Annotated in this window: 25 protein-coding genes and 1 pseudogene; 8 read left to right on the forward strand and 18 right to left on the reverse strand. The window is 48.1% G+C overall.

The window, feature by feature from the left end:
- Positions 1-10: 10 nt before the first annotated feature.
- The 12 genes from C6A40_RS21780 to C6A40_RS21835 all read right to left on the reverse strand — a co-directional run bounded on the left by C6A40_RS21780 (position 11) and on the right by C6A40_RS21835 (position 7,034).
- A complete protein-coding gene (locus C6A40_RS21780) occupies positions 11-853 on the reverse strand; it encodes a hypothetical protein (RefSeq protein WP_114191399.1) in 843 nt (280 codons plus the stop codon).
- Positions 853-1,071 (reverse strand): hypothetical protein, encoded by a 219-nt coding sequence (locus C6A40_RS21785; protein WP_032706396.1) that lies wholly within the window; start codon positions 1,069-1,071, stop codon positions 853-855. The genes C6A40_RS21780 and C6A40_RS21785 overlap by 1 nt, the downstream gene beginning before the upstream one ends.
- Positions 1,072-1,357: 286 nt before the next feature.
- Positions 1,358-1,591 (reverse strand): DinI family protein, encoded by a 234-nt coding sequence (locus tag C6A40_RS21790; protein ID WP_001217561.1) that lies wholly within the window; start codon positions 1,589-1,591, stop codon positions 1,358-1,360.
- An 11-nt stretch (positions 1,592-1,602) separates the two neighbouring features.
- A complete protein-coding gene (locus C6A40_RS21795; protein WP_048977490.1) occupies positions 1,603-1,791 on the reverse strand; it encodes a hypothetical protein in 189 nt (62 codons plus the stop codon).
- 161 nt (positions 1,792-1,952) lie between these two features.
- The gene (locus C6A40_RS21800; protein ID WP_114191400.1) at positions 1,953-4,361 is read right to left on the reverse strand and encodes a replication endonuclease; all 2,409 of its coding nucleotides are present in this window, start codon (positions 4,359-4,361) and stop codon (positions 1,953-1,955) included.
- Positions 4,352-5,212 (reverse strand): DNA adenine methylase, encoded by an 861-nt coding sequence (locus tag C6A40_RS21805; RefSeq protein ID WP_114191401.1) that lies wholly within the window; start codon positions 5,210-5,212, stop codon positions 4,352-4,354. Before C6A40_RS21805 ends, C6A40_RS21800 begins: the two co-directional genes overlap by 10 nt.
- On the reverse strand, positions 5,209-5,436 hold the full coding sequence (locus tag C6A40_RS21810; RefSeq protein WP_032634595.1) for a TraR/DksA family transcriptional regulator: 228 nt from the start codon (positions 5,434-5,436) through the stop codon (positions 5,209-5,211). The genes C6A40_RS21805 and C6A40_RS21810 overlap by 4 nt, the downstream gene beginning before the upstream one ends.
- Complete coding sequence (locus C6A40_RS21815) at positions 5,436-5,669, reverse strand: DUF2732 family protein (protein ID WP_114191402.1); 234 nt, start codon at positions 5,667-5,669, stop codon at positions 5,436-5,438. Before C6A40_RS21815 ends, C6A40_RS21810 begins: the two co-directional genes overlap by 1 nt.
- Before the next feature lie 67 nt (positions 5,670-5,736).
- Positions 5,737-6,078: a DUF5347 domain-containing protein gene (locus tag C6A40_RS21820; RefSeq protein WP_000963477.1), complete on the reverse strand. Its 342-nt coding sequence runs from the start codon at positions 6,076-6,078 to the stop codon at positions 5,737-5,739.
- Positions 6,042-6,242 carry a phage filamentation protein Fil family protein gene (locus tag C6A40_RS21825; RefSeq protein ID WP_015386352.1) on the reverse strand — a complete coding sequence of 67 codons (201 nt, stop codon included), beginning with the start codon at positions 6,240-6,242 and terminating at the stop codon, positions 6,042-6,044. Before C6A40_RS21825 ends, C6A40_RS21820 begins: the two co-directional genes overlap by 37 nt.
- A 7-nt stretch (positions 6,243-6,249) precedes the next feature.
- Positions 6,250-6,759 carry a phage regulatory CII family protein gene (locus C6A40_RS21830; protein ID WP_114191403.1) on the reverse strand — a complete coding sequence of 170 codons (510 nt, stop codon included), beginning with the start codon at positions 6,757-6,759 and terminating at the stop codon, positions 6,250-6,252.
- Between the two features lie 32 nt (positions 6,760-6,791).
- Positions 6,792-7,034, reverse strand: coding sequence for a Rha family transcriptional regulator (locus tag C6A40_RS21835; protein WP_057060132.1), 243 nt, complete (start codon positions 7,032-7,034; stop codon positions 6,792-6,794).
- 119 nt (positions 7,035-7,153) lie between these two features.
- On the opposite strand from C6A40_RS21835, the gene C6A40_RS21840 reads away from it, so the two are divergent.
- The 5 genes and pseudogenes from C6A40_RS21840 to C6A40_RS21860 form a co-directional block, all read left to right on the forward strand.
- Positions 7,154-7,786, forward strand: coding sequence for a phage repressor protein CI (locus C6A40_RS21840; RefSeq protein WP_114191404.1), 633 nt, complete (start codon positions 7,154-7,156; stop codon positions 7,784-7,786).
- A gap of 1 nt (position 7,787) precedes the next feature.
- Positions 7,788-8,813 carry a site-specific integrase gene (locus C6A40_RS21845; protein ID WP_103786899.1) on the forward strand — a complete coding sequence of 342 codons (1,026 nt, stop codon included), beginning with the start codon at positions 7,788-7,790 and terminating at the stop codon, positions 8,811-8,813.
- A gap of 366 nt (positions 8,814-9,179) precedes the next feature.
- Entirely contained in the window at positions 9,180-10,421 is a 1,242-nt protein-coding gene (locus C6A40_RS21850; RefSeq protein ID WP_114191405.1) for an integrase, read from the forward strand.
- Between the two features lie 144 nt (positions 10,422-10,565).
- Complete coding sequence (locus C6A40_RS21855) at positions 10,566-11,453, forward strand: hypothetical protein (RefSeq protein ID WP_114191406.1); 888 nt, start codon at positions 10,566-10,568, stop codon at positions 11,451-11,453.
- A 50-nt stretch (positions 11,454-11,503) separates the two neighbouring features.
- A pseudogene (locus C6A40_RS21860) lies at positions 11,504-11,686 on the forward strand (phage integrase family protein); the annotation flags it as partial.
- 200 nt (positions 11,687-11,886) lie between these two features.
- Here C6A40_RS21860 and C6A40_RS21865 read toward each other — a convergent pair.
- Entirely contained in the window at positions 11,887-12,762 is an 876-nt protein-coding gene (locus C6A40_RS21865) for a hypothetical protein (RefSeq protein WP_114191407.1), read from the reverse strand.
- A gap of 124 nt (positions 12,763-12,886) precedes the next feature.
- Between C6A40_RS21865 and C6A40_RS21870 the strand changes: the two genes are divergently transcribed.
- From C6A40_RS21870 to C6A40_RS21880, 3 genes are all read left to right on the forward strand, one after another.
- Positions 12,887-13,099, forward strand: coding sequence for an AlpA family phage regulatory protein (locus C6A40_RS21870; RefSeq protein WP_071602232.1), 213 nt, complete (start codon positions 12,887-12,889; stop codon positions 13,097-13,099).
- A 352-nt stretch (positions 13,100-13,451) separates the two neighbouring features.
- Positions 13,452-14,024 carry a recombinase family protein gene (locus tag C6A40_RS21875; RefSeq protein WP_114191408.1) on the forward strand — a complete coding sequence of 191 codons (573 nt, stop codon included), beginning with the start codon at positions 13,452-13,454 and terminating at the stop codon, positions 14,022-14,024.
- Between the two features lie 296 nt (positions 14,025-14,320).
- On the forward strand, positions 14,321-14,923 hold the full coding sequence (locus tag C6A40_RS21880) for an inovirus Gp2 family protein (RefSeq protein WP_114191409.1): 603 nt from the start codon (positions 14,321-14,323) through the stop codon (positions 14,921-14,923).
- 41 nt (positions 14,924-14,964) lie between these two features.
- Here the strand turns inward: C6A40_RS21880 and C6A40_RS21885 are convergent, their stop codons facing one another.
- From C6A40_RS21885 to C6A40_RS21905, 5 genes are all read right to left on the reverse strand, one after another.
- The gene (locus C6A40_RS21885; protein ID WP_114191410.1) at positions 14,965-15,879 is read right to left on the reverse strand and encodes a hypothetical protein; all 915 of its coding nucleotides are present in this window, start codon (positions 15,877-15,879) and stop codon (positions 14,965-14,967) included.
- Between the two features lie 28 nt (positions 15,880-15,907).
- Positions 15,908-19,759: a hypothetical protein gene (locus C6A40_RS21890; protein WP_114191411.1), complete on the reverse strand. Its 3,852-nt coding sequence runs from the start codon at positions 19,757-19,759 to the stop codon at positions 15,908-15,910.
- A 170-nt stretch (positions 19,760-19,929) separates the two neighbouring features.
- Complete coding sequence (locus C6A40_RS21895; RefSeq protein ID WP_114191412.1) at positions 19,930-20,994, reverse strand: DUF5677 domain-containing protein; 1,065 nt, start codon at positions 20,992-20,994, stop codon at positions 19,930-19,932.
- A gap of 61 nt (positions 20,995-21,055) precedes the next feature.
- Positions 21,056-22,474 carry a UvrD-helicase domain-containing protein gene (locus C6A40_RS21900; protein WP_114191413.1) on the reverse strand — a complete coding sequence of 473 codons (1,419 nt, stop codon included), beginning with the start codon at positions 22,472-22,474 and terminating at the stop codon, positions 21,056-21,058.
- On the reverse strand, positions 22,464-23,561 hold the full coding sequence (locus C6A40_RS21905; protein WP_239991063.1) for an ATP-dependent nuclease: 1,098 nt from the start codon (positions 23,559-23,561) through the stop codon (positions 22,464-22,466). Before C6A40_RS21905 ends, C6A40_RS21900 begins: the two co-directional genes overlap by 11 nt.
- Between the last annotated feature and the right edge of the window lie 139 nt (positions 23,562-23,700).

The following is a 23,700-nucleotide window of genomic DNA, read 5'->3' on the forward strand; positions in this document are numbered from 1 at the left end:
TGCAGCATAGTCATGCACTACCCTGCTCTGCGTCGCCAGCAGGCCTTCTCCTGCGTGTTGATGGCTTTTTACCACCCAACTTGCGGCAGTCTTTTCTGTCGCGCGCTTCGTCTTCTTTAAATTTGTTATACGTTTCAGTGTCAAAAAACGAGATAGTTTCAACTTCATCTTTAGGGATCAGCACACGGAAATCCTGAATATTCAGGCGCGACATTCCACTAATGACGCCGCTTTCAAGATAGTGCTGATGGTAGTTTGTCGTGATATTTATCGTTAGGTCGTCTTTGTCACGATATCCGCTCAGCATGGGGAGAATTTCAAGGTGTTCCGACAATCCATTTTCCAGCGCCGGACAAGTCACCAGCCCTACATAGATTTTGCGTGATGAAAGTGTAGCGATGATAGGGAATTGACGTGCTGATGCTTCCATGAGTAGCGACTCAAAGGCATTGTTTCCCACAGCCTTTGCTAGTGCATCCCAACGGCGATCACCCTTCGAAGTACGCCGTTTGTTTAGCCAACCGAACAGAGCCGCCAGAACTATTGAAATCACAACCCACGCGATCTGCTTAATTTCATTGATGCGCTGCGGCTTATCCGTTGTGGTGGATAACATCCCGTTAAAGCTGTCTGGAGTCAGATTCAGCGCATTGGAAAGCCAGCGAAACCCACCACTGATGTTAAGAGCGAAGGTAAGAAAGCCGCCAGCGAGGAAAAAGACAATTCCCCATGCAGCCACAAAAAAATAAGCGTCCCAGCCATTGGAACGCTTATATCTATAACGCGTTGAAAGTGATAGGTTTACATATATAAAACCACTAACCAAAATCACTGCTAAAAGTAATGTTGCCATTATCGGGTTCTGTAATAATGTTTTGCTTTGACAGTGCTCGTTTTGATGCCTTCAAGCTTATCCATCTGATCTCTGATGGCTTTCATAGCTTCTTCGTTGGACAAATCTACGGACACAAAACCATCTTTACTCAGATTGAGCTTGTCCTGGTTCTCTTTCAGAACCCGTGCCAAACGTTCAACTGGATTACCCAGCCTCAATGCGGCGATACTTGACATAACCCCTCCTTCTTATATGGCGCGGAAGTGTACACTTCGTCACCAGCAACCACAACAGCAAATTCCTTATAACTAAGACAACCGTTTTAACTGTTGGTTGCGTTACTTAACTTAAGTTCATTGCCCCTAATCGCGCAAGATGTTTCTGCCTTAAACCGCTGCATTTAGCATATATAGTGCCTCTTATGAGAAGTAGGCACTAACCAAGACAATTTCTAACGCCTCGCGTGGCTCGTTGTTCAACCTTGCGGACGGTAAAAACCAGTTTTATCGTCCGCAACGTTCGCTAATGTAACCAGCTGTCGTCCTCCCAGACCTGCTGCATTATTTCCATCACTCGCTTTTTGTCTTCATCCAGCTTTAACCCGCTCAGCTCAACGCCGTTGGCGCTGCCCTTACGGATACGAATTGCTGTTTTGGGATACAGAGGGCGCAAATTACGGTAAAGCTCGGATTCAAGGGCGTCCAGTGTAGCCTGGCTAATCTTCTGCTCTTTATCGATCATTATTTCAATGCGCATACAGATCCCCCTTAACTGGTGACGTCCATTGACCGGCAGTATTCATGGCTGCGGATTTTCGCCATCAGCTCGTCGGTCATTTCGGACACCCACTGGATAGCCAGCCGCTTTTCTTCGTCGCTACACTCACTAGCCGCTACAAGCTTGATAAAAAAATCAATGCGCTGGAGTTTCAACGACTCCAAAAGATAATCCTGCATTTTCCCTCCTATCACTACTACGGACACACAATAACTGTATGTATATCCACTGGTTATAAACACAGTATAGTAGGATTTGGTGAATGTAAAACGTTTTTTATCTGTCAATTAGATCGCTCTGATGCGGATCAATAAGAGCAAGAATTGTTAAAACTGCGGCATCAGTACCACTGACGCCATTTGTCATCTTCCTGCAGACGGTGGTTTCGGTAAAAAATACGCAGCCCGGCACCTGACGGAATACTGCCGCCGCGCAGAAGCAGGTCAATCTCTGACTCGCTAACATCGAACCCTCTGGAACTCAGTTCTGCCTCAAGCTGCAGGCGCTGCTGATCAGAAATAGTCTGTTTATATGCTTTTTTCCGCTTCGGTTTTACCAGCCTTAACCTGGCTGTCAGCTCCCGCCGTTCCTTCTGGCCCATGCTGTGGAGATATTCCTGCAGCTCCTTCTCATCCATGGTTTTTATATCGGGTAAATCACCCCCTGATTTGTTCAGATTTTCAACAGGGGGACAGTTATTGCCACGAGTCCAAGGGGCGCAAGCGCCCTGGTCGGCTGCCGCCTCCTGAACGTCAACGGCCTTGCGAACCTTTTTCCACTTCACCGCGTGCGTGCAAATCTTGCCTTCTACAATCGGGGACCAGATGCCATAGATACGGATACCGTGATCGCCGTAGGCGCTCGGTTCGTCGTTAAGCTCATAAGCCGTGCGGACAAGGTGATGTTTGCGGGGCACCAGTACACCGCCCTGCTTCATGATGTAGGTGGCAAAGCAACCCGCATCTGCAGCTGCCAGTACCGCATCCAGACGCGGGTTATCCAGTACCGGCGCACCCGCTTTGCGTTCACCCTGCACTCTCGCCGCCTGACCAGCCAGCAAGCGCAGCTCGCGGTATGCCTGACGCCCCGGAATACCAAAGAAACGGAACTGCTGGACACGATGCAGTGACGCCCAGGCGGTGACATGCTCGGCGCTGTCACGCAGTGATCTGCCGGTTTCTTTGCTGATTTCTTTAGCCAGTCCGCGCCCGTCGATGTTCTTGCTGATGTATTTGGCGATGTAGCTGGTCGGCGTGCCCTTGCGCGGGTTGATTAGCTCGGACTTGAAGCGCGGCCCGGTATTGGTGCCCAGCTCCTCGCGGTCTTCACGGATGGCAAACCTGCGCAGCATCGCAGTGATGGAACGGCGGTCTTTTTTGCGCATGAAGCAGAGAAGATGCCAGTGCACGGTGCCGTCATGGTGCGGCTCTGCCACGCGGACGCCATACCAGCGCAGCCCCACCTTGTGCATTGCCTTGCGGAAAGCGGCGAACGTATCAACCAGATAGTCACTGCTCTGACGGACGGTGGCGCTGGTCCACTTCGGATTAGGTCTGCCGTTGTTGAGGGTTGCGTGGAAGCGTGACGGACAGGTGATGGTAAAGAACACTGCGCAGTCTCCGCGCATTTCCGCGATCAGCTCCAGTCCCTTAACACAGGCCATCATTTCATTACGGCGGTGTGCCGGGTTGCTGTTGCTGGCGTTCACCACGTCTTCCATGTCCAGCGTGTCGCCGTCTTCGTTGACCAGCTCATGCGAGCGGAAGAACTCCAGCGATTTGCGGCGCTGCTCGCGTTTGTGGATCACGGCTTCATAGCTGACATACGGGGACGCTTTTTTGTTGACCAGGCAGACGGCGCGCAGATGTTCCTCCCGCCACTCGCAGCGCATCTGCCACAGTTTGCGATACCACCAGTCCGCGCACAGCATACGCGCCAGCGATGGTGGGATCAGTTCATAAGGCACCGGCTTGCGGCGGCGCTTTTTGCGGCGTAACCGTTCAAACGCTGGCGGGATGACCTCAAGGCGCATGGCTTCTGCAGCAACCCTTTCCCATGCCTGGCGGATTTCTTCTGGTTTAACATCATCGCTGACAAACAGATCACCGCAGGCCGCATCAAGACACGTGCTCATATGTGCCGCAACCAGCGTGGAAAGGCGCTTGACCTGATCCTGATTCATTTCAGGCAGTACCAGCAGCCCCTCCAGCCCGTCATGGCTCGCCATGAACCGGAAAGACGCAGACACCTGACTGTCACGCACGCGCTCCAGCCGCTCAAGACACGGCCTGATTGTTTCGCGCAGGTAGCGGGAATAAGCCTTTGCCCTGCCCAGGCTATGGAAATATTTAATCCGTTCCAGCAAAGGCTTGCTGATGTGGGGCGGCATGGCGTTAACGTCAGCCAGAATGACCAGATCAGAATTAAAACGCTGCTGCTCGCGCGCCATTTTGGCACGACTAATCAGCCGGTCCTGCTCCATTTCGCGCTGGACAGGATCGCGGGAATCATTGAAGAAATAGCGTTCCCAGACCTCATCACTCAGCGCTTCACGGCGCAACTGCTCCTGCTCGTTATCCGCAGCGTAAAGAGCGATCAGGTTTGAAAGCGCAGAATCCGGCGCAACTTCCGCCGGGTCCAGATATGGATTAACCGCTTTTTTTGGGTTATTCCATGAAAAGGCCACGGCAGCCTCATTCGAGCCGCCGGTGGTTGGTGCATTATGTAATGTGAATTTACTCACTGCCACGCCCGCACCTCAGTTTCCACCGAGATATCTGGACCGGACGCCAAATCGACCCCAAACCAGCCTGCTGATTTTGTGGCGATGATTTCTGCTGCAGATTTACTCTCACCGGCAGCCACACCCATGCTGCGCTTTGCAGTGATGCGATGGCGGGTAAAATTACGATAAAGCGAACGGGTCAGGGACGTGTCGCTGTTGGACACGATAACCGGATGACCTTCTGATGACCGGCGCTCAAGAATAGACGCCAGATGATACTGATCGTCTTCTGTAAAACCGGCTGTGTGATAACCGCTAAATGTGCCATCGTATGGCGGATCACAATAAACAACATCACCAGCCTGCAGCAGCGCCAGTGTTTCGTCATAGCTGGCACAGATAAACGTTGCACGTTGAGCCTTTTCTGCAAAAGCGCGTATTTCACTTTCAGGGAAATACGGATTTTTATAATTACCGTAAGGGACATTAAAATGACCGCTCAAATTATAGCGGCACAACCCACGATAACCATGGCGATTAAGATAAAGGAAAAATACAGCTTTCCAGAAATCGGTGGTTTCAGCAGAATGATTAAAATCCTGACGGATGTTGTAATAAGACTCTGCGCTATTTGTGCTGGCAAAGAATCCTTTTGCATTTGAAATGAATTTATCGCAGTCAAATGCAATATGCTTATAAAGATTTATCAGGTCTGGATTAATATCCGCGACAAGATAATGAGGATAGTCTGTCGCCATCATTACAGCGCATGAACCCGCGAAAGGTTCAACCAGTCGCGGGCCAGCAGGAAGGTGCTTAATCAGTTCCGGCATGATGGCGGTTTTATTTCCCGCCCATTTCAGGATAGTGCTCATACAACACCTCCGTTGTAGTGTTTGCCTTTAAGCTCTGAAATTTCCTGACAGGTGACGCAGCACTGCACGCCCGGAATGGCTCGGCGGCGAGCTGGCGGGATCGGCGCATCGCAATCAATGCAGAGAACACGGGAAACACCCGGTGTTTTATTGCGGGCGGTGTGGATGTGGCGCTGGCGTTCTTCTTCAACGCGCTGCTGTACAAGGTCCATTGAATCAGCCATCAGTGGATCTCCTGCGCTTCGTTCTGAATCTTCACCGCTTCCTGACGCAGCAGCTCAGCCGCTTCCGTGTGGTTAAGCTGGCGTGACACGATACGAGCAGCTAAAGAATCCAGACGTGCAGCCATCACATCTGCGCGTCCCCGTCGTTCTTCTTTGCGTGCCTCAGTCAGCAGCAGGTTGAGTCCAGCATCATCTGGTCCGGCTTTAGTGGTACGGGTTTCAATATTTCGCATAGTTGTTTCTCCTGAATTTGGGCAATAAGAAGCCCGGCGGGTTTACGCCATTAATTTCTGTTGTTGATTAATTCGGCATGGTTAGCCGTTTGGGAAATAAGCTCACCACTGCACGAAAATGATTCATTGCTTTCACCAGTTCCCGCTTTTCGTCAGTAGTCAGATCACTAATATTGACGCCGTGACGTTCTGCCGGAATTTTTGCCATATAAAAAATGGCTGCCAGTGCCCGCTCATTCTGTTTATTATTTACGTCGCGTGGATCGCGCATATCTTTAATAAACCTTTCAAGCTCCGGCTCAATATTCAGACCAAACACTTTAGCCCTCAATTCCGCAATATGGTTCAGTCCGTCCAGGCGTTCACCGGGGCTTAATGGAACAGTCGCCGTAGCGCCTTCAATAGCCATGATTTCCCCTGTTTGGTTGTGGACAGGTCAGCCAACAGTTCATCCTGAGAGCGGCACGGGTGCCAGCGTTTGCCATCCTTCCCCATGATCCAGCCGTGACCGTAGTGCATTGCCGGGCTTTGCTTTATGAGAAGTGACGCGAAAGATGGTTCTTTAGTCAGCATAACCACCTCAGATCAGACCGAACGAAGCGCCGAGGCCCGTCACGGTATCCACCGCGCTTGCCATCGCTGGGTTAGCCTGTAAACGCGCCTGCATCGAAACGGCAGCCAGTGCCATCAGACGAGTAACAGAGTTAATGCTGCTGATAACATCGCGGCGGCCTGCGGTGGTTTTCACATCACCCGATACGGCACCGGCAGCAACACGTCCGATTTCAGCAGTAGCGCTCATGACGTAATGCGGCAGCTTCTCTTTTGCCACTTCGTTCATCGGTACGCATGGCAGGCAGTGAATCTGAGCCAGAAAACCGTCAACCAGCGTGGAGTCCTCAGTGATATCCGTCAGCATCCAGATTTCCGGCGGCGTCAGTTGATGTGGCTGGTCCGGGTTCAGCTTGTTGCGCAGAGTCTGGACATTCATTCCGGCGCGTGCCGCCAGCTTCGCCATGTTGTGACGTAGTGCGAAAGCCCGGCAGGCGTCGTCAAAGTACGGATGTTTGGAAATCTTATAATCAAACATGTGAGCCTCTTCGAAAGTTCTCATAATTGAACTCACTGACCAACAACAACGCGAAAGTTGGAATGACCAAGGGACTCGCGAACCTGATCGGTTTTGTACATAAGATAACGCAGGCTTACGCGGCCCTTGTTTTTATCCTTTTTAACCATGTACTTAGCCAGCTGACCATGGTGGATTTTTTGATAAACAGAGCCGCGTGAAATGCCTTCCCATTCGGCGAATTCCGCAGGCGTAGCCATCTCTTTTGGTACACGAATTGAAATATCAGTGCTCATAGTGCAGTATCTCTCAGTTAAGGTTTGGTTTATGTCGTTTTATCTTGTTTTATGTGATTCAACATTTGAACAATCGAGATACTACGATCCAATATTTGATACGTCAATAGGATTAAAAAATGATACAGGTGAAAGCTGGCGAGAATACAGGGGGTAGAGAGGCTATCCATAGGTTGATGGCTGCCTATGATTTCAAGTCCAGACAGCAGCTATGCGATCACCTAGGCGCATCTAAAAGTACCATGGCAAACAGATACTTAAGGGACAGCTTTCCTGCGGAATGGGTGATCCAATGCGCTCTTGAAACAGGCGTTTCGTTACTCTGGCTAACCACAGGACAAGGCGAACCAGGAGCAAAAATTGATGATAAAAAAAGTATCAATATCGTGAACTTCAGCAAGGTAAAACCTCTTTCTGAACTTATATCGCCAGAGATCGACAAGGCTACCCTTGTAGGAGGTTCGTTGGTTGAAGCCGGGAAGGCCATCATTGATAGCAGCCTGCTTCCCCCTGACTCAAACGAGCTGCTTCTCGTAAATACCACTGGCGATTCATATTTAGTTGACCGTAACCAGACACCACCAGTGAATGGGATGTGGTTGGTCGATATCGACGGGATAAAAAGCATTGTTAAGCTAACTCGCCTTCCGGGAAACAGATTAGTTGTGCATCAAGATGACTCTTCGTTTGAGTGCAGCTTGGATGATATCGAGGTTGTTGGCCGCGCATTGAAAATTATTAAGAGCCTTTGATATGACCATCAGAAAACAGCCGAACGGAAAATGGTTGTGCGAGTGTTACCCGAACGGGCGTGACGGCAAGCGCGTGCGCAAGCAATTTGCGACAAAGGGCGAGGCTGTAGCATTCGAAAACTTCACCATGGATGAAGTGAACAAAAAGCCGTGGCTGGGTGAAAAGGAAGATCGGCGGCGTTTGTCAGAATTGATAGAGCAGTGGCACTCCCTTTACGGCCAGACGCTCGCAGACCCCAAGCGCCTAATGGCGAAACTGAATATTATCTGCAATGGCCTGGGCGATCCCGTCGCCTCTGAGTTAACCGCCGGTGACTTTACAAAATATCGCGAAGCACGATTAAAAGGTGAAGTACGTAACGAAGACGGCGCGCTGATGTCGCCAGTAAAGCCCCGCACGGTAAACCTGGAACAGCGTAACCTATCATCCGTTTTTGGCACCCTGAAAAAGCTGGGCCACTGGTCAGCGCCTAACCCTCTCGCCGGGCTACCAACATTCAAAATCGCAGAGGGGGAACTGGCGTTCCTTGCCCAAGACGAAATTAAACGCCTGCTTGATGCCTGCGCTGATTCTCAAAGCCCCAGCCTATTAATGATCGCAAAGGTATGCCTAGCCACCGGCGCGCGGTGGAGTGAAGCCGAAAACCTGCAGGGCCATCAGTTATCTAAATACCGGATCACCTATACCAAAACCAAAGGCAAGAAAAACCGAACCGTACCGATATCTCAGGATCTGTATGACGATCTGCCCAAAAACAGAGGTAAGCTATTCACGCCCTGCAGAAAAGCTTTTGAGCGCGCAGTAAAAAGAGCGGGTATCGACTTGCCTGAAGGCCAGTGCACGCATGTACTGCGCCATACATTCGCCAGCCACTTTATGATGAACGGCGGAAACATACTGGTACTGCGCGATATTCTAGGCCATGCCGATATTAAAATGACGATGGTTTACGCACACTTTGCACCCGACCACCTGGAAGATGCCGTTACCAAAAACCCGCTTCACAATCTCAACTGGAACCGCTAATTTATGGCGGCACTTTGGCGGCAGAGCGTTAAAAAGGCATAAAACGCACAAACACCAAATAACACTAACACTCTGTTTTTAAACGTAAATCACTGTTTTCATTACAGTAAAAATGGTATGTAGAAATTTCGGACGCGGGTTCAACTCCCGCCAGCTCCACCAAAATTCTCCATCGATGATTACCAGAGTCATCCGATGAAGTCCTAAGAGCCCGCACGGCGCAAGCCCTGCGGGCTTTTTTGTGCCCTCAATTTGTCCCGCGAAGTCCGAAGAGAACTAATTAAATCCGAACCTTTTAGGCACCTTGTTAGGCACCTCATAAAGCTTTATTGTTTTTGAGGTGCCTAAAACTATGGAAACCCGGCAATGGCGAGACAAACCAAACCTCTATCCGTTAAAGAAATCGAATCTGCTAAACCCAAGGAAGCGGACTATGTGCTCTATGATGGCGATGGCCTTGAGCTGCTGATCAAATCCAGTGGGAGTAAAATCTGGCAATTTCGCTACATTCGCCCTGTCACCAAGAAACGTGCGAAGAAGAGCATAGGCCCCTACCCGTCAGTTACACTTGCCGATGCCAGAAACTACCGGGCAGAGTCTCGCTCACTCCTCGCGAAACAAATCGATCCACAGGAGCATCGGCAAGAACAACTTCGCAGTTCGCTGGAAGCCAAAACCAATACTTTCCAACTCGTGGCTGAGCGTTGGTGGAATGTGAAGAAAGCCAGTGTGACAGAGGACTATGCTGAAGATATCTGGCGCTCTCTTGAGAGAGATGTCTTTCCTGCGATTGGCGACGTTAGCGTCACAGATATTAAAGCTCATACACTGGTTCAGGCCGTTCAACCTGTTCAGGCCAGAGGGGCCCTAGAAACCGTTCGTCGTCTTTGTCAACGTATCAATGAAGTCATGATATATGCCCAGAACACAGGCCTGATTGATGCTGTTCCCAGCGTTAACATCGGTAAAGCCTTCGAGAAGCCTCAGAAAAAGAACATGCCCAGCATTCGACCGGATCAGCTACCGCAACTGATGCAAACAATGCGAACAGCCAGCATTAGTCTTTCCACACGCTGCTTGTTCATGTGGCAACTTCTTACTATTACCCGCCCTGCCGAAGCGGCTGAAGCACGCTGGGAAGAGATAGACATGGAGGCACGAGAATGGAAGATTCCTGCAACACGTATGAAGATGAATCGTGATCATACTGTGCCATTGTCAGATGAAGCCATCACTGTCCTGGAAATGATGAAGCCGTTAAGTGGCAATCGAGAATTCATTTTTCCAAGCCGTTTGAAGCCCACTCAGTCAATGAACAGCCAAACGGTAAATGCTTCGTTAAAGAGAGCGGGATTCGGCGGTATCCTCGTGTCACATGGTCTGCGATCTATCGCAAGCACTGCTCTTAATGAACAAGGCTTTCCACCCGATGTGATTGAGGCTGCGCTTGCACATGTTGACAAGAATGAAGTACGTCGAGCCTATAACCGAAGCGATTACCTTGAGCAGCGCCGCCCGATGATGCAGTGGTGGGCTGATTTTGTAATGGCTGCGGATCGTGGAAATATGATTGGAGATGGTATTCGAGGTATAAGGCTTGTCGGATGACATAGTTACAAGCGCCAGCCATAGGCGCTTTATCTGTATTAGCCCAGACTTGACCTGACAGTTTTATCTGGCAGCAGACTATCAAATCTGACAGTCTGCTTTGAGCCTGAACGGACATTTCCAGCAGCGCAGGAGCACACGGTAATGGATATGAACTGGTCTTCGGTTGTCCCCACTCTGGTCGGTGGCATTCTGGCCATCAGTGGTGCGATTCTCGCACAGATCTATATCAAGCATAAGGAGAGAGAGGCCAAAAAAGAGCAGATGGATTCAGACAGACGGCTTATGGGTGCGCTACTTAGCGTGCGTCTGGAAACCTGGATATCCTCCTGCTCTGTTGCCGCAGCTGACAGGCATGATCCTGTAACGCAATATCACTACGACCAGCTGGAGTTAACGTCGGTTGGCCCCTTTGTTCTTGACGATATTAAGGGGAACTGGTTAACACTGAGCCCGAAACTGATAAAAGAGATCCATGAACTCCCGGTGAAGCTGGAGCAGACAAACGATGAAATTTACGAGCATGCAAAAGCCACCAGGGATTCGTCCAAGCAGAGGTGGGGCAACTTTTTAATCCTGCGGGCAGAATCATATAATCACCTGTCAGGTCAAATCAGGGAAGTTTGCTCTCAGCTATATAATGAAACGGGCATGGGGATCCGATCGTTTTTTCCCGGTCATTCACCGCATAACGCATCACCTGAAAAACGGCCCTACACGCAATGGCTACGTTGGTGGCTCCCAAGCGGTGCCTTTGTGGTGCTTATTATCGCTTTGCTGATTTATGTCCTCAACCCGGGGCTGGAATCCCGTATCAATCAGGGGCACTACTGGGCAGACTGCACGATTGCCCGCCATAACTTGGACGGTGGTATGTTTACGGAAAATCAGCATGTACTGAAGTGCGGTAACCGCTACGAGGTGGTTTCAGTCGGGGACTACGAGCACGCAGCTCGGGCATGGCAGCAGATACAGGAGCCCGTGAAGGTTCCCGAATCAGCTGCAGCGCGCGCTGCACCTAGTTCAGATTAACTTTCCTATTGACCCGCCGCGCTCCCTCTCCTTTGCTGCCAGCTGCTCCGATGACGCTGCTGCCGGTTGCCATTGATTATCCTGCTGCGCTGGTGATTCGTCAGATGGCCCTAGTTGATGATTCGCTGCCGAAGTATCTTCTTGCTATTGAAGTGAGCGCGCTTCTCCATTATTTCCCTGATTTGAACCAACAGACGTTGCTTGCAACGTTGTGGAATTGTGGTGGGTGGATCAGGCGGAACAAAGTAGTTCATTAGTCTGGCTCTCATTTACGTTGCTACTATACGAATCGCGCAATACCTACATAAAATCTTGTTCAATGTCCGCTTATGGCACTGAGCGGACTGTCAGTTTAGGTTAAGCCCTGTGCAGCAACAGTGCCAGCCAAGTTTGAGCTAATACACTTTATCTAAATTACAAAGCAGAGCTTCAGCTACGAGGTGATTTTTTTTCTGTGTACATGAGAATCAAATGCTAGTCTGACACTCTCAACGTTTCGTGACCAATTTTTTAGAATAGTATCCGCTAAAGCATCTTGGCTTGCATTTGCTAATCGGTATTTTTTACTTTGATTGTTAATCACAAAATCTGATTCTTCAACATATTCCCATAAGGGGTCAATAAGGTCATTCACTGCCGCAGCTTTACTTTTCCAACCACCTTGTGGTGCAAGTTCATTTATAAGGTCTACTAATTTCCTCTGAATAACAATGTATACCTCTGTTTTCTTCTCTCCCCCCTTCTTTCCAGCCTTAACTCTAACGCCTGATAGTTCTGATTGTTTATCAATGTAAACCTTGAACCAAACCATTCCGATACACTTATCAAATAGACTAAAAGAGGTATTTAATGCCCTTAGCGCGATGCATTCATTTTCCGATGCTACCGACTGCCCCCATTGATACAACATTGAAGCATTAAAAAGATGCGCAAAAAATATGTCATCAATTCTGATGGGCTCGATAATTAATGGAAAAAAAGTCTCCCGATAAATACGACTCTGTAAGTCTCGCCAGCACTCCTGTACAGGATCATATAATTCTGTGTACTCCTCTTTGAGCTGTAACATCCCATTAACAGTGTGACTTTGATAATCCCGAAGATGAGGTTCTGAGTACAACCTTACACGCGTACCCACTTTTGCAGATTTCCAGTACTGTTCTCTCATTCTGGCTAGTTCTTCTTGCATTACCGAGTAGCTTTCATCAAGTATTTCAGCATATCTCTCCCACTTGCAGTGTGACATCTCCTCAGAGACTTCCTTTCTTTTCTGGCTAATTTCTTCACAAATTTCAGATATAGAAAACATTAATTCACCATATATCAACAAGTTAACTCTTGTAAAAAATGTCTTTTTGCTACCCGGATTTTTTGCAAAATCCTTTGATCATACTCTTACACAACCAAACTGAACTAATGCAAGGTAACTTAACATGAACACATCCAACGTCAGAATCCTTCGTTTAACCGACGTCGTCAGCAAAATGGGCATAAGCCGCTCCACCATCTATGATTGGCTCAATCCAAAATCTTCGCGCTACGATGCATCTTTTCCCAAACAGCGTCGACTGGGTAAGCAATCTATCGGCTGGCTGGAAGCTGAGTTAGACGAGTGGCTTTTACTCCGTAGTCAAGTGGGTTATTGAGTCTTAATGAATTGCAAGTAAAGGCCATTAACTCAGCCATAAAAACAGAATAAGTCATTGAAATTTCGATACGAGATTGCGGAGGCATCATTCGATTGAGACGATTAAACCTTAATAAAATCAACTTGCAAACCAATTGAATAGAGGTCCAAAAATACATTATTGACACTTTTTACAAGTATCAAATCAAGAAGAAAAGGACAATTGGCAGAAACATCAAGATCAAACATTTTTTTGTCTTAGACAGATAACACTGTGAGGATGCCAATTGTCATCAAATGCTTTTTTACGCCCTCAAAGTCAGAGGCGTCTGACGTGTCAAAAAATAATTAATGATACCGGATTCTAATCAATGAAATTTTTTGCTTACTTCGCTTGTGTTGACTCTGCTGGAGCAAAAGGAGTTAGAGAGCATACTGTTTTTCAAGAAATATGCGATTTTTTCCATGTAGACTCAGAGAATATTGTTATTGAAATTGTTGACATTAAACGACCATTTTCAGAACAACGGCTATTAAAGGAGCTCATTAATACAAAAATGAACCGTGGTGACACCATTGTAATTACTGATTTAAGCTGTCTGGGAAGAAATGTTGAGGACATAGAGGAGGCTTTATTTTTATTTTTTCGAAAGGAGATAAATGTCTACTGTTACCATCCTCGCACTAGAATTGAGCCAGCAATTGAATGCTGCATGTCATTTCTGATAACAGTCCAAAAAAAAGTCGACATTCATAATCTTAAGTCAACAAGGAGCCGGTATCGGACAATGAAAAAAGCGTTAGGAAGAAAAAAAGGAAGTAAACATGAGTTGGGAATATTAAAACTTAAGCTGAAAGGACATACACAGATACAAACGGCTAAAATTCTAGGTATCAGTATTTCAACAGTCAAACGCCACTGGAAAAACACATTTATTACTTAGCAAAAACAAGCTAATTAGAGAGTAACTTTAATATAGCCATCACTGGCCAGGACTGTCTTTTTCTAAAATTTAGATGTTGGAAAGGTATTATAATGGCAATCTACTCTTAGCCCTGACTAATAGTCATCTAAGAGCAGTATTATTAATCAAGTAATTATCAGATCACAACAGTATGGGGATACGATGCTCTGATGCCTGAATATACCTGAATCAAAGACAATGTACAGTCTTGTCTGTGTGGCAATCATCAATACGGTCTTTAAAGACCGTAGGACCAACCACATAGGAATACTTATATGAATTATGTTGAACTTTACCGATCAATAATCAATCGTTCATTGAGTTTGATTACGAACAGGCACCAAAGAGTTGCTGCGTTCAGGGTTGATACTCATTTTCCGGGGATAGTTGACAACGGTGATAACATTTGCTGCTTTCATAGCCTGAAACCTGGTGAAATTAGCCGTATGTGCAAATCAATGGAGGCTAAGCTCATAGCCGATATTCAGAGAAAAGAGCGAGAAGGGAAACGTGTATACCGAGGAACAGTAATTATTATATGGGCGAGAGAATTTTCATTATCAGGTAAATGCCATTACCACCTTTGCCTCCTGTTTAACAAAGATGCCTACTATCATCTCGGGGATTATGAGCAAGAAAATACGCTAAGAGCAATGATCACTGGAGCTTGGTATAGCGCGATGGGATTGCAACTGGACGATCACCCAGGTTTGGTGCATTTTCCAGAGAACTGTCGATATGTGTTGAATTCCAGCCATCTTGATTTCCAGGAAAACTACCAGGAATTACTGAACCGCTTGGATTATCTCGCTAAAATAGAGACCAAAATCTTTGGTGAAGGATATCGTAATTTCGGTTCTTACCAAATCGACCTTTAATTTCAATGTGGCCTTCCTGTTTAGGGAAGGCCTTTTTCACATCAGGGATAAGTGATGTGCCCTACAATCGCGCAGATGAGTCGATAATCGCTAACGTAGAAGATCTCCGGATTTTCAGTATCTTGCTCGCCGATAAAGAATACCCATGCTTTATCTTTCAGCCCCTTGCCTTTGGCTTCTATTGCCTCGGTACGGGCAGCCTCCAGCTCTTTACGAACCACGGTACGCTTGGCTTTTGACCAGCTAGCCCAATCGATGTAGATCTGGTAGCTTCGGGTAGGTTTAGGTTTACCTGACTCATCTTCCCCCCATTCACCAGACAAGGGAATGATGAGGTTTTCATCATTTTCAGTAAATTTGTTCCAAAGCAGTGGTGCATAAAAGATCTTCGGCTCCGGGTAAGGTTGAACCTCATTCCGGAGCTTTTTAAACGCCGTCATGTAGATTTGACCACTGATACCGGGAACGTTAAGCGACATTCCCCGGTCATGCGGGAAACGGATGAAGGCACGGCAAATATTGCGAATAGCATTCACTTGACGCCGGGATTGTCGTTCGGGTGAATTACCTTCACCAGATTGTGAGGATGCTGAACGTGTCGAACTGGATTTACTTTCATCACCAGAGAAACTTGGTTCAACAACTGGGCGTTTTTCGATCAACTTTAGCCCCGAGGGCATTAACCCCGGAGCACTGTCCAGTATGTTGCGGACACTGGCCTTCTGGCCTTGGCGAATTACTATGCTTTCAGCATCAGCATCACATTCAGGATGATGCTGAATATGGCGTTTCTTTTTAAAATAGGCTCTGACTTTTTTATCTTTTTCCCATGCAGCAGGATGCATGGTTATACCACATCCCCAGCACACGTAACCTTCAGTATCAACACTATCAAGTAGCCACAGATCCTCTGCTTCTACAATCTCACGGGTATGTTTATCACGTGCAGATTCCATCACTTTCTCCTTGTTAGGCTTTTAGCCGTCATTCAAACCTCTGTTCCCTTTCACTATCTTCCCGTTGTTCGCGTTCTTTTTGGCGTTCCACCCACTGTATCATTTTTTCGCAAACTACTTTGGCAGCCTCGGCGATATCAGTACGTTCGTGTTTAATCAACGTACTTAAAGTCCTTAATCTAGCTTGCATTATGTTGGCAAGGCTACCAGTCCAGGATGATGGAGTAATGCGCTCAGCAAAAGACCCCAGTACAGCTAGTGGCTTAGGTGACGCCTCTAGAAGTTCTATAGCCGTTTCGTGTATGGTCAGCACACTCTGCTCACCATTTTTTGACCAAAGATTTACCCCACCAGCTACAACGGGCCAAACAAAGGGATCATTTCTGGCGCGGCACCATGCAATTAGAACGCTTGTATTTATTTTTGCCAGGGGATAAGTGCGTAAGCCACCACGATTAATAAAGAATTGTCTTCTTTGCCGCTGTTCCTCAGAACCTTCAAAAATGCGATTGAGAAATGCTTCTGGCATCGATGCAGCAGTTGTAGCTATAGTTTTATGAAATCCAGACACATATCCATAATGTTCATCAATGACGCTGAATATTGTGTCCAACCACTCTATTTTTCTTGCGTCATTACCATCGAAACGCAATGCAGCATGGATAACTTGTTCCATGCGATAATCGATTGTCCCACCTTGGTCTCTGTCGCTGTTTTGAATCCTCTGGATAGCTGCTGCGAGACCGATTAATCGAAAGTCTGCACCGAGCGTATCTGTAGATGCATCTTTACCATGAAGCTTCATGGATAGTGCATCCAAAATAACATCGTCGCCGTTAACTTTATTTAGGAGGCGCTTAGCAAGATCAAGTAAACGGACTCTCGGTAAATTGGCGTATTGGTCTCGCCAGAGAATTGGCTCATACATAAAAGGGCGAATGTCTGGATCATCCAAATGCTTCATGGAGCGATCCAAATCATTTACTGTAAATTTCCCCCAAGGATGCAAGCCAACCAATACCTGTCGAAGTTCAGGATGCTGCGCACATTGGTCGAGAAACTTCTGTGCCAATGATGGATCGACTGAGTCAACTTCTTCGATGAATCCCCCAATAACTCCAAAGTCTTTGTTAGCATCTGGCTGTTTTTCAATTTGTTCAACAAGTCGCTGCCAGCCAATACGTAGATCATGTGCCCCTCGAGCAAGCCCTCGACCAAAGACAGCACGATAAGGCATTCCACCGATAGAGAACAGATCTGCTCCTAACTCCTCAAGCATATGATTTGATAGGGCAAAGTCCTGTCCTAATTGAAATGCTTTGTCTTCAAGGCGTTTTCGGGCTGCGGTATATCTATTGGTGTCCTCATGATCAAAATCTGCATCCAGTGCCCAATAATCATGATTTGTACTCAACACGTATGTCTGTATTGTTGGAATTAACGCAATGGGCTCCAACTCCTTCTCTAAGGCAGCAAGATTATCCGGCAACGGCTCAACATCATCTCCATCGCTACGCTTGGTATAGTCAAAATAGACCGTTGAACGAACGGCTTTCCAACCTTCCCCCCAAGGACTTAAAGCATTTAATGTACGGGCAGCATCGACGAGTTTGTCTCGCATTACTTCTTGAAACCAAATTCCCCTGAATTTGTCTGCTAGGATTGATCTTGCAGGCCTTTCAAGCTCAGGATCTCCGGATGCCGCTAATTCGATAATGACGTCAATAAAGGCGCTGCGCCATTCGACAAGTTCGTCATAGTTGGGTTCGTATCCATAGTCTCTTGGTCGAGCTCCAAACTCACCAACTCCAAACCCTGACCACGGTGGGCCATCCAGGGCAGTTGACAGCATCTTTAAGCCCAAAGATCTACGCGTAATAATGCTTGATGCAGTGCATTCGTTCATTAAAGCAATACGCTGGCTTAGGGATGCATGAGTACCAGACAGATACGCCTGGAAAAACCTTGGAACCATGTTTCGAGCAGAATCCTGGTCATTGTTATCAGCTTCATTCTCAGCCATTCGAATGAGAAGCCTGCCACATCGTTCAAAGGCGTTCGGTTCGTATGCCATCAATTGTAAAAGACGCAGAATACTACGTCGCTGCGGATTGTAGCCCGGTTCCATACCTTTGAAATCAGATGATGAGAGTACGACCTCAATTCTGTTGAGCAATGCTTCAGGTGCAACCGGTCCGATATACCCAAGTATTCGTAACGAAATATCATTTAACTCGGCTATTCTTCCTAACATCCCTTTAGGCTGAAGCCAGGCTTCTACAATTTCTTTCGCAACAGGATGGTCATGCAACAACCCCAAGCGATGCGAAAAAGACATCAATAAACGCTCACAACCCGGAGCTTCAAAAGTCGCCCTAAGTTGATCGACGGGAATACTGTCGAGTGCGGATGCTGCCAATCTGTTAGCAATGGCATGAGGTAAGATAGCTCTCCAGTGAGATCTTTTCTGAACGATATGACGTTCCATCAGCTTCGTAACGGCTTTAAATAACTGGGTTCTGGAATACCCAAAGAGAGCCCCTAATATTTCCAGTTCGTCGGTAGCAGCATCTGGACTAGATACCGAGAATGAATACACCATTGACAATATTTCAGCTTGCTCCCGTAAATTACCATCAGGATGATTACGCTGTTCAAACAAGCGATTAAACAACTGCGCATCAGAAAGTAGAGCCAAACTCTCGCCTTCCTCCCCTCTCTCAGCTATAGCCAAAGCAACTCTTGCATTCCCATCTGCAAACTCTGCAATACGACGGGCATTATTCTGACCAATAGAAGGGAAGCGACGGATAAGAAGTTGCTCTGCCACCTCTGGACCATCTGTCTCAATATGGATGACCTCAGTTGTCTGTGGTTTGTCATCCCTAATGTCATACTCGATCGTGATGAGGCTTACTTCTTTTCCTGCGGCTGATACCTTGCTGGCAAGCGAAGCATGGAGTTCTGATGGACAATTATCAAGGATCATAATTGCTCGTCGGTCCTCAGCGATCAGCTTATCAAGCATTGCTGTAGCCGACGGTACTGGCTCAGAGCCAGTATCAACATAAATAGCTACTGTCCGGTCAAGCGCATCTGTTCCAACAGTTTCATCAAAAAGCGCCTGAACGATCCGAGTCTTCCCGACACCAGATAATCCTGTAATACGAATCGCCTTATTCGTCGAACGGATAAGTTCTCGCATTGGGCTAATTGCTTCATCAATTTTGAGTTTTTGCCCCTTTCCCGACGGTAAAGTAATGGTTACACCTGAGGCTGAGATTAAAGTGTCTGTAACACCTTGTGGCGGATTGCTCCAAGCTCCGTAGGGTTGCCAGCCGGAATACCCTTGCCCAAGCTTCCCTTTTACCCACAGCATGACTGATGGATGTTGGCGCAGCCATTGAATGAGTTTGGAACGGTCGTAGAAATCAACATGAAGATTGCTTTTGTTAGGATCATCTTTTACTGCATCCCTCATCGCATTAAGACGATCTCTCTTTCCAGACGGAGAGCAATCATCACCTAGGCTGACAATGATGTAGCTGCCTTGTTTTCTGGCTTGTTCAGATATGATGGGTGAAAGCGTTTGGCAGGTGCTCATTTCCTTCTCAATTGTAGCCTTTGGCATCTTATGTTTCTTTGCCTGAAAGACCGTATTAGGCCTTACAAGAAAGCCTGGTTTCAGTTGATCAACTGGAACTTGAACATGGATATCAATCCCTCCGTCAGGGGCTGTAATTGAACCAGACCAATTTACACATGCTGGGCTATAGCCATGCATTGCCACTTCAGCTTCTGCTAGCCGAGCTATCAGCTCTTCCAGCTGGATATCGGAGAGCCGAAGTAATTCGTCCTTTTCAATGTCAAAGATTGCCACGCCTTCACCTTAGTAAAAAATTTTTGCCATTATTCATACTTTGAGTTCACCAAAAACCGAGTAACCTCTATCCATTCTCCAAATACTCAGCTTTCATGCATCATTCGTTTAGGTTGACATCCTGTGAGTAAGATTAAAATACAACTGGCGTCATCTTCGTTTCCCAGATTTTATTCAAAATTATCAGCTTCACCTTTCTTGATTAGGGCATCAGATGCGGCAATAACTTCTTCTTTCAACTTCTCATGCCACAACCAGAGCACGGAGCTATATAGCAAACGTTGATCGTTTGGTGAAACTGAGATTATCGCCTGAGTGGCCTGTATTAAGGACAAGCTGGTGCACTGAATCGGCTCTAACAGCCCTTCATTAGATGGTCCGCATAGCAAGAGATCTTTATTTGAAAGCGATGTACCGAGCTTGAAGCCAATGCTGTCAATTCCTGCATGAATATACTGGTTGGCAAAGCCGTAGTGCGGTCGCAAAAAGTCCAGCTCGACAAATTCCTCAATATCACTAAAGCGAACCTTAGTTCTGGCACTGGGTTCTTTTCCTAAAGCTTTTGCGGCCCAACCTAATTCATTGCCGAAACCCGCTTCATACTTACCAACGATATCATTTCTTTCGAGATCAAACCGACTTAAATCTTCTGGGGAGAAAGAAGTAAAACCCAACTCTTCACTATATTTATTATAGCGATTAGCAGCTTTTCGCCTCTGTATGCTCTGAAAATCCGTGAATCTTTTCGCCAGGTCTTCGTCGCCTTCTGCAATAAATATCAATATGGCCGTGGTTTCATGGAGCGTTCTCCAACGGGCCATTGCACCGTCTGCAAAGCCACCCTTTAGAAGATGAGATATCTCGCAGGAAACCTGGACAGCACGTGCGTGCAGTCGGGTGGTTATGTTCAGTTTTGCGGACCTTTCTCCAGAACCGGTGCGATACTCACTGTTTACCTCATTACTGATTTCAGTACACCCATAAATTAATGCATCCAGCCGCTTTAAAGGGGACTCCCATGTTGTAAATAGTCTTCCTGTAAATGCATCTAAATTTTCGTAATGATCCTTTAATACCTCCCCTTTAGCCTCATCCAAATACTCGAACATTTTCAACGCAACTAAATGCTCTATGTCTTCAGAATGAGTATCTAACCACTCAGCCATCTCTGCGGGAGACATATTGCCGCTACCAGCCACATCCTGTATCTGAGAAAGTACTTTTTTGTTTAACAAGTTCAGTTCCTTAGAGAGGGTCAGCACTCCGTCGACGTAGTAAGTGGGCTTTACGTCGACACTAGCGGGGCATCAATACGGGAGTAAACGAGCAGACAACCAGCTTCTTCGATCCGCGAGTGAAGGCTACGTAGAGATGTCGGGCATCCATCTCCTCAGTGGCGGTTATAACGGCCACTTCCGCCTCTAGTCCCTTCAGCAACAGAGTACTACCAATGGCACGTTGCGCAAGGGGCCGAATCTCGTGTCGGTTTCGTTCGCGCTCCCGCACCGTGGCCTCGGCAAAGCTGCAACTCCCCTCCGCAGCTATTTGCATCGCGCGCAGACAGCAATACAACACATCCGGACGATAGACTCGGGCATTGTTTTGCTTGGTCAATGCGCGTAGTGCCTCGATGGCCAAGGGAAAACTTGGGGCATTAGTGAAAGCGAGCAGTGCGGCTTCTGCTTCAGTCGCTGGATTGTGTGCAGTCCCCCTGCGTAAGCTCTCCAGTCGGCGCTGCAAAACAGCTACTCCGACCTGCGTCATAACCTCTGAGGCAAACTCCACTAAACAAATCAGTGCGTCAGCAGACTGCAGGTTGAATGTCGTTCCAAACAACGTGAGGTCGGCGAGGTCGACGGGCTCTACTGCAGCAGCACCCGGTGTCTGACTGGCCATTTGCTGGCGGCCACGAGGGTTACGGCTATCGCCAATCACCAGAACGTCTCCTTCCCGCGTAACAGCCTGTGTTAACGCAGCGGTGAGCCGCTGCTGAATGGCAGTAGCCGGTTGCAACTCGACCCAGACAACCTCCGGCGGGGCCTGGCGTAAATCAATGCCACCTCCTGCTAGGAGTATTCGCCGACACTCCAGAAGCCATTGGCCAAATTCGGGCTTGCCTGCGTTCGTCCAGCGCCAAGGCTGGTTAAGCTCGCCGATAGCAGGAAAATGCGGAAGCACGTGGGTATTCCAGTCCACAAGCTGATTACCGCGAAAGCCGAAGATAGCCTGCATCGGGTCGCCAAGAACACATGTGGGAAGTACCATGGAAAGTGCTGTAACGAGATCGTGTTGCACTAAATTGCAGTCCTGGTACTCATCGACAATCAGATGGGCATAGCTTGCTGCGAGGACCTCATTGAGGTGCCCGCTTTGAAGTAAATGCCTGGCAGCCATGCGTATTGCTGGGTAGTCGGCTCCGGGATTCTGGAGCAGAAGGACAGCAGCAGTAACAGCGCTTCGCTGCGGAAACATCGCCACCAGCCGCATGGAAAAACCATCAATTGTGGCAATGTGGTAAGCCGAAGCGGGCACTCCGGCTTTTTGCATGCGCAGACGCAGTGTTGTAACACCCGCATTGGTATGAGTGAGGATGAGAACCGGCTTTGCCCCAGTATGTTGGGACAGTGTATCGGCGATGAGTTGCGTCTTGCCACAACCAGCAGGGGCCGTGATCGCGCCTCGACGAAAAGCGAATAAATTGTACTCAGGCGGCATGAGCCCACCGGTAGAGGCGAGTGATCATAGCGACAAATTCTGGCTCTGAGATTTGGCAATAGGGACCAAGAATATCGCGTGCCACATCCTCGAATTTGGTGACCGATTTAAACCAACCGTTTTTACGGTTACGCGCTGCCAGCCCCAGTAGTTGTCGCGTTGCGAGGGGATATGGCATACCTAGCTGTTGTCGCTGCAGCCGGATTTGGGCGAGAGCCAGTTGTCCGTTTGACTGAGTCTGGATATGCGCAGCCACCAAATCTTCTTCCACAAGGTCTATGGCTCGCTGAAGCAGAGCATCCACACCCGCATCCGGCAGACTCAGAAACAGTTCGTCTTCCAGAGCACGTCCTTCTCGCCAAGTGATGTACTCCCCACCAGCATCCACGTAGGCCTGTACGGTCGCCGCAGTGGGCGGCTTATCTGCATCAACCATGACCAATACCCGATAGCCAAGCTGGCGCAATGCGAGTCCGCGAACAAAGCACCGGTCAGGCTCTCCGCCGCCGACATTCACATATGCAGTCCCAGCGGCTAGCATCGACGCTCCGTTTATGTTCGTCCAGAAATGGTCCAGGCCACGAATTAGACCAACTTCACTGGCACCCTCGCAGACTATGACGCTACGAGCGAGAAACGCTTCCGGATCAGCCCTAACGGTGCTTTGAATATCATCAGCGACACCTACCTGGAGAACCTGATGTGCACCATCCGGAGACTTACGTACCACGAAGAGCTGATTGCCGTTAAGCTCGCGGACAGCGACCGGGGAATGGGTGGTTAGAAATACCTGGAGGGGTGGGGAATTTTCCTTCGCACCAAGGGAGTTCAACAATCGGGTAAGGCGATGCGGTTCCAGTCCGTACTCTACTTCGTCGACCAGAGCGACAGACGCCTGCTGTGTTGCTGCACGCTGCATTCCTGCGACCAGTAGACGAGATGAGCCTGTTCCCAGTGAGCGCAAGGGCACTCCTGTAGCATCGTGTAGCGCAATGGCTCCGTCGCCGATCGATACAGCGTGCGCGTCCAGCAATGCCTGGGTGCCGCCACCCACTGGCACGCCAAGTTCATTGGCTTTCTGGTTCACGATTTGCAGTGTTGCGGCCAGCTGTACACCAGCCTGACCGCCGAAACCGTTTCGGGCCTGGCTGTTACCAACGGTGCAAAACTGATCCACCCCAGCGGTTGAAAATTGATCCAGGGGTTAATCTGCTCCTCTGAATACA

The sequence above is a fragment of the Enterobacter sp. GER_MD16_1505_Eko_090 genome (genome assembly GCF_003331015.1).
Lineage (GTDB): Bacteria > Pseudomonadota > Gammaproteobacteria > Enterobacterales > Enterobacteriaceae > Enterobacter > Enterobacter roggenkampii.

What these genes read in the sequence shown, in the direction of transcription:
- C6A40_RS21780 (WP_114191399.1), bottom strand. Translation starts at nt 853, where the DNA reads ATGGCAACATTACTTTTAGCAGTGATTTTGGTTAGTGGTTTTATATAT.
- C6A40_RS21785 (WP_032706396.1), bottom strand. Translation starts at nt 1,071, where the DNA reads ATGTCAAGTATCGCCGCATTGAGGCTGGGTAATCCAGTTGAACGTTTG.
- C6A40_RS21790 (WP_001217561.1), bottom strand. Translation starts at nt 1,591, where the DNA reads ATGCGCATTGAAATAATGATCGATAAAGAGCAGAAGATTAGCCAGGCT.
- C6A40_RS21795 (WP_048977490.1), bottom strand. Translation starts at nt 1,791, where the DNA reads ATGCAGGATTATCTTTTGGAGTCGTTGAAACTCCAGCGCATTGATTTT.
- C6A40_RS21805 (WP_114191401.1), bottom strand. Translation starts at nt 5,212, where the DNA reads ATGAGCACTATCCTGAAATGGGCGGGAAATAAAACCGCCATCATGCCG.
- C6A40_RS21810 (WP_032634595.1), bottom strand. Translation starts at nt 5,436, where the DNA reads ATGGCTGATTCAATGGACCTTGTACAGCAGCGCGTTGAAGAAGAACGC.
- C6A40_RS21815 (WP_114191402.1), bottom strand. Translation starts at nt 5,669, where the DNA reads ATGCGAAATATTGAAACCCGTACCACTAAAGCCGGACCAGATGATGCT.
- C6A40_RS21820 (WP_000963477.1), bottom strand. Translation starts at nt 6,078, where the DNA reads ATGGCTATTGAAGGCGCTACGGCGACTGTTCCATTAAGCCCCGGTGAA.
- C6A40_RS21825 (WP_015386352.1), bottom strand. Translation starts at nt 6,242, where the DNA reads ATGCTGACTAAAGAACCATCTTTCGCGTCACTTCTCATAAAGCAAAGC.
- C6A40_RS21830 (WP_114191403.1), bottom strand. Translation starts at nt 6,759, where the DNA reads ATGTTTGATTATAAGATTTCCAAACATCCGTACTTTGACGACGCCTGC.
- C6A40_RS21835 (WP_057060132.1), bottom strand. Translation starts at nt 7,034, where the DNA reads ATGAGCACTGATATTTCAATTCGTGTACCAAAAGAGATGGCTACGCCT.
- C6A40_RS21840 (WP_114191404.1), top strand. Translation starts at nt 7,154, where the DNA reads ATGATACAGGTGAAAGCTGGCGAGAATACAGGGGGTAGAGAGGCTATC.
- C6A40_RS21845 (WP_103786899.1), top strand. Translation starts at nt 7,788, where the DNA reads ATGACCATCAGAAAACAGCCGAACGGAAAATGGTTGTGCGAGTGTTAC.
- C6A40_RS21850 (WP_114191405.1), top strand. Translation starts at nt 9,180, where the DNA reads ATGGCGAGACAAACCAAACCTCTATCCGTTAAAGAAATCGAATCTGCT.
- C6A40_RS21855 (WP_114191406.1), top strand. Translation starts at nt 10,566, where the DNA reads ATGGATATGAACTGGTCTTCGGTTGTCCCCACTCTGGTCGGTGGCATT.
- C6A40_RS21865 (WP_114191407.1), bottom strand. Translation starts at nt 12,762, where the DNA reads ATGTTTTCTATATCTGAAATTTGTGAAGAAATTAGCCAGAAAAGAAAG.
- C6A40_RS21870 (WP_071602232.1), top strand. Translation starts at nt 12,887, where the DNA reads ATGAACACATCCAACGTCAGAATCCTTCGTTTAACCGACGTCGTCAGC.
- C6A40_RS21875 (WP_114191408.1), top strand. Translation starts at nt 13,452, where the DNA reads ATGAAATTTTTTGCTTACTTCGCTTGTGTTGACTCTGCTGGAGCAAAA.
- C6A40_RS21880 (WP_114191409.1), top strand. Translation starts at nt 14,321, where the DNA reads ATGAATTATGTTGAACTTTACCGATCAATAATCAATCGTTCATTGAGT.
- C6A40_RS21885 (WP_114191410.1), bottom strand. Translation starts at nt 15,879, where the DNA reads ATGGAATCTGCACGTGATAAACATACCCGTGAGATTGTAGAAGCAGAG.
- C6A40_RS21900 (WP_114191413.1), bottom strand. Translation starts at nt 22,474, where the DNA reads ATGCCGCCTGAGTACAATTTATTCGCTTTTCGTCGAGGCGCGATCACG.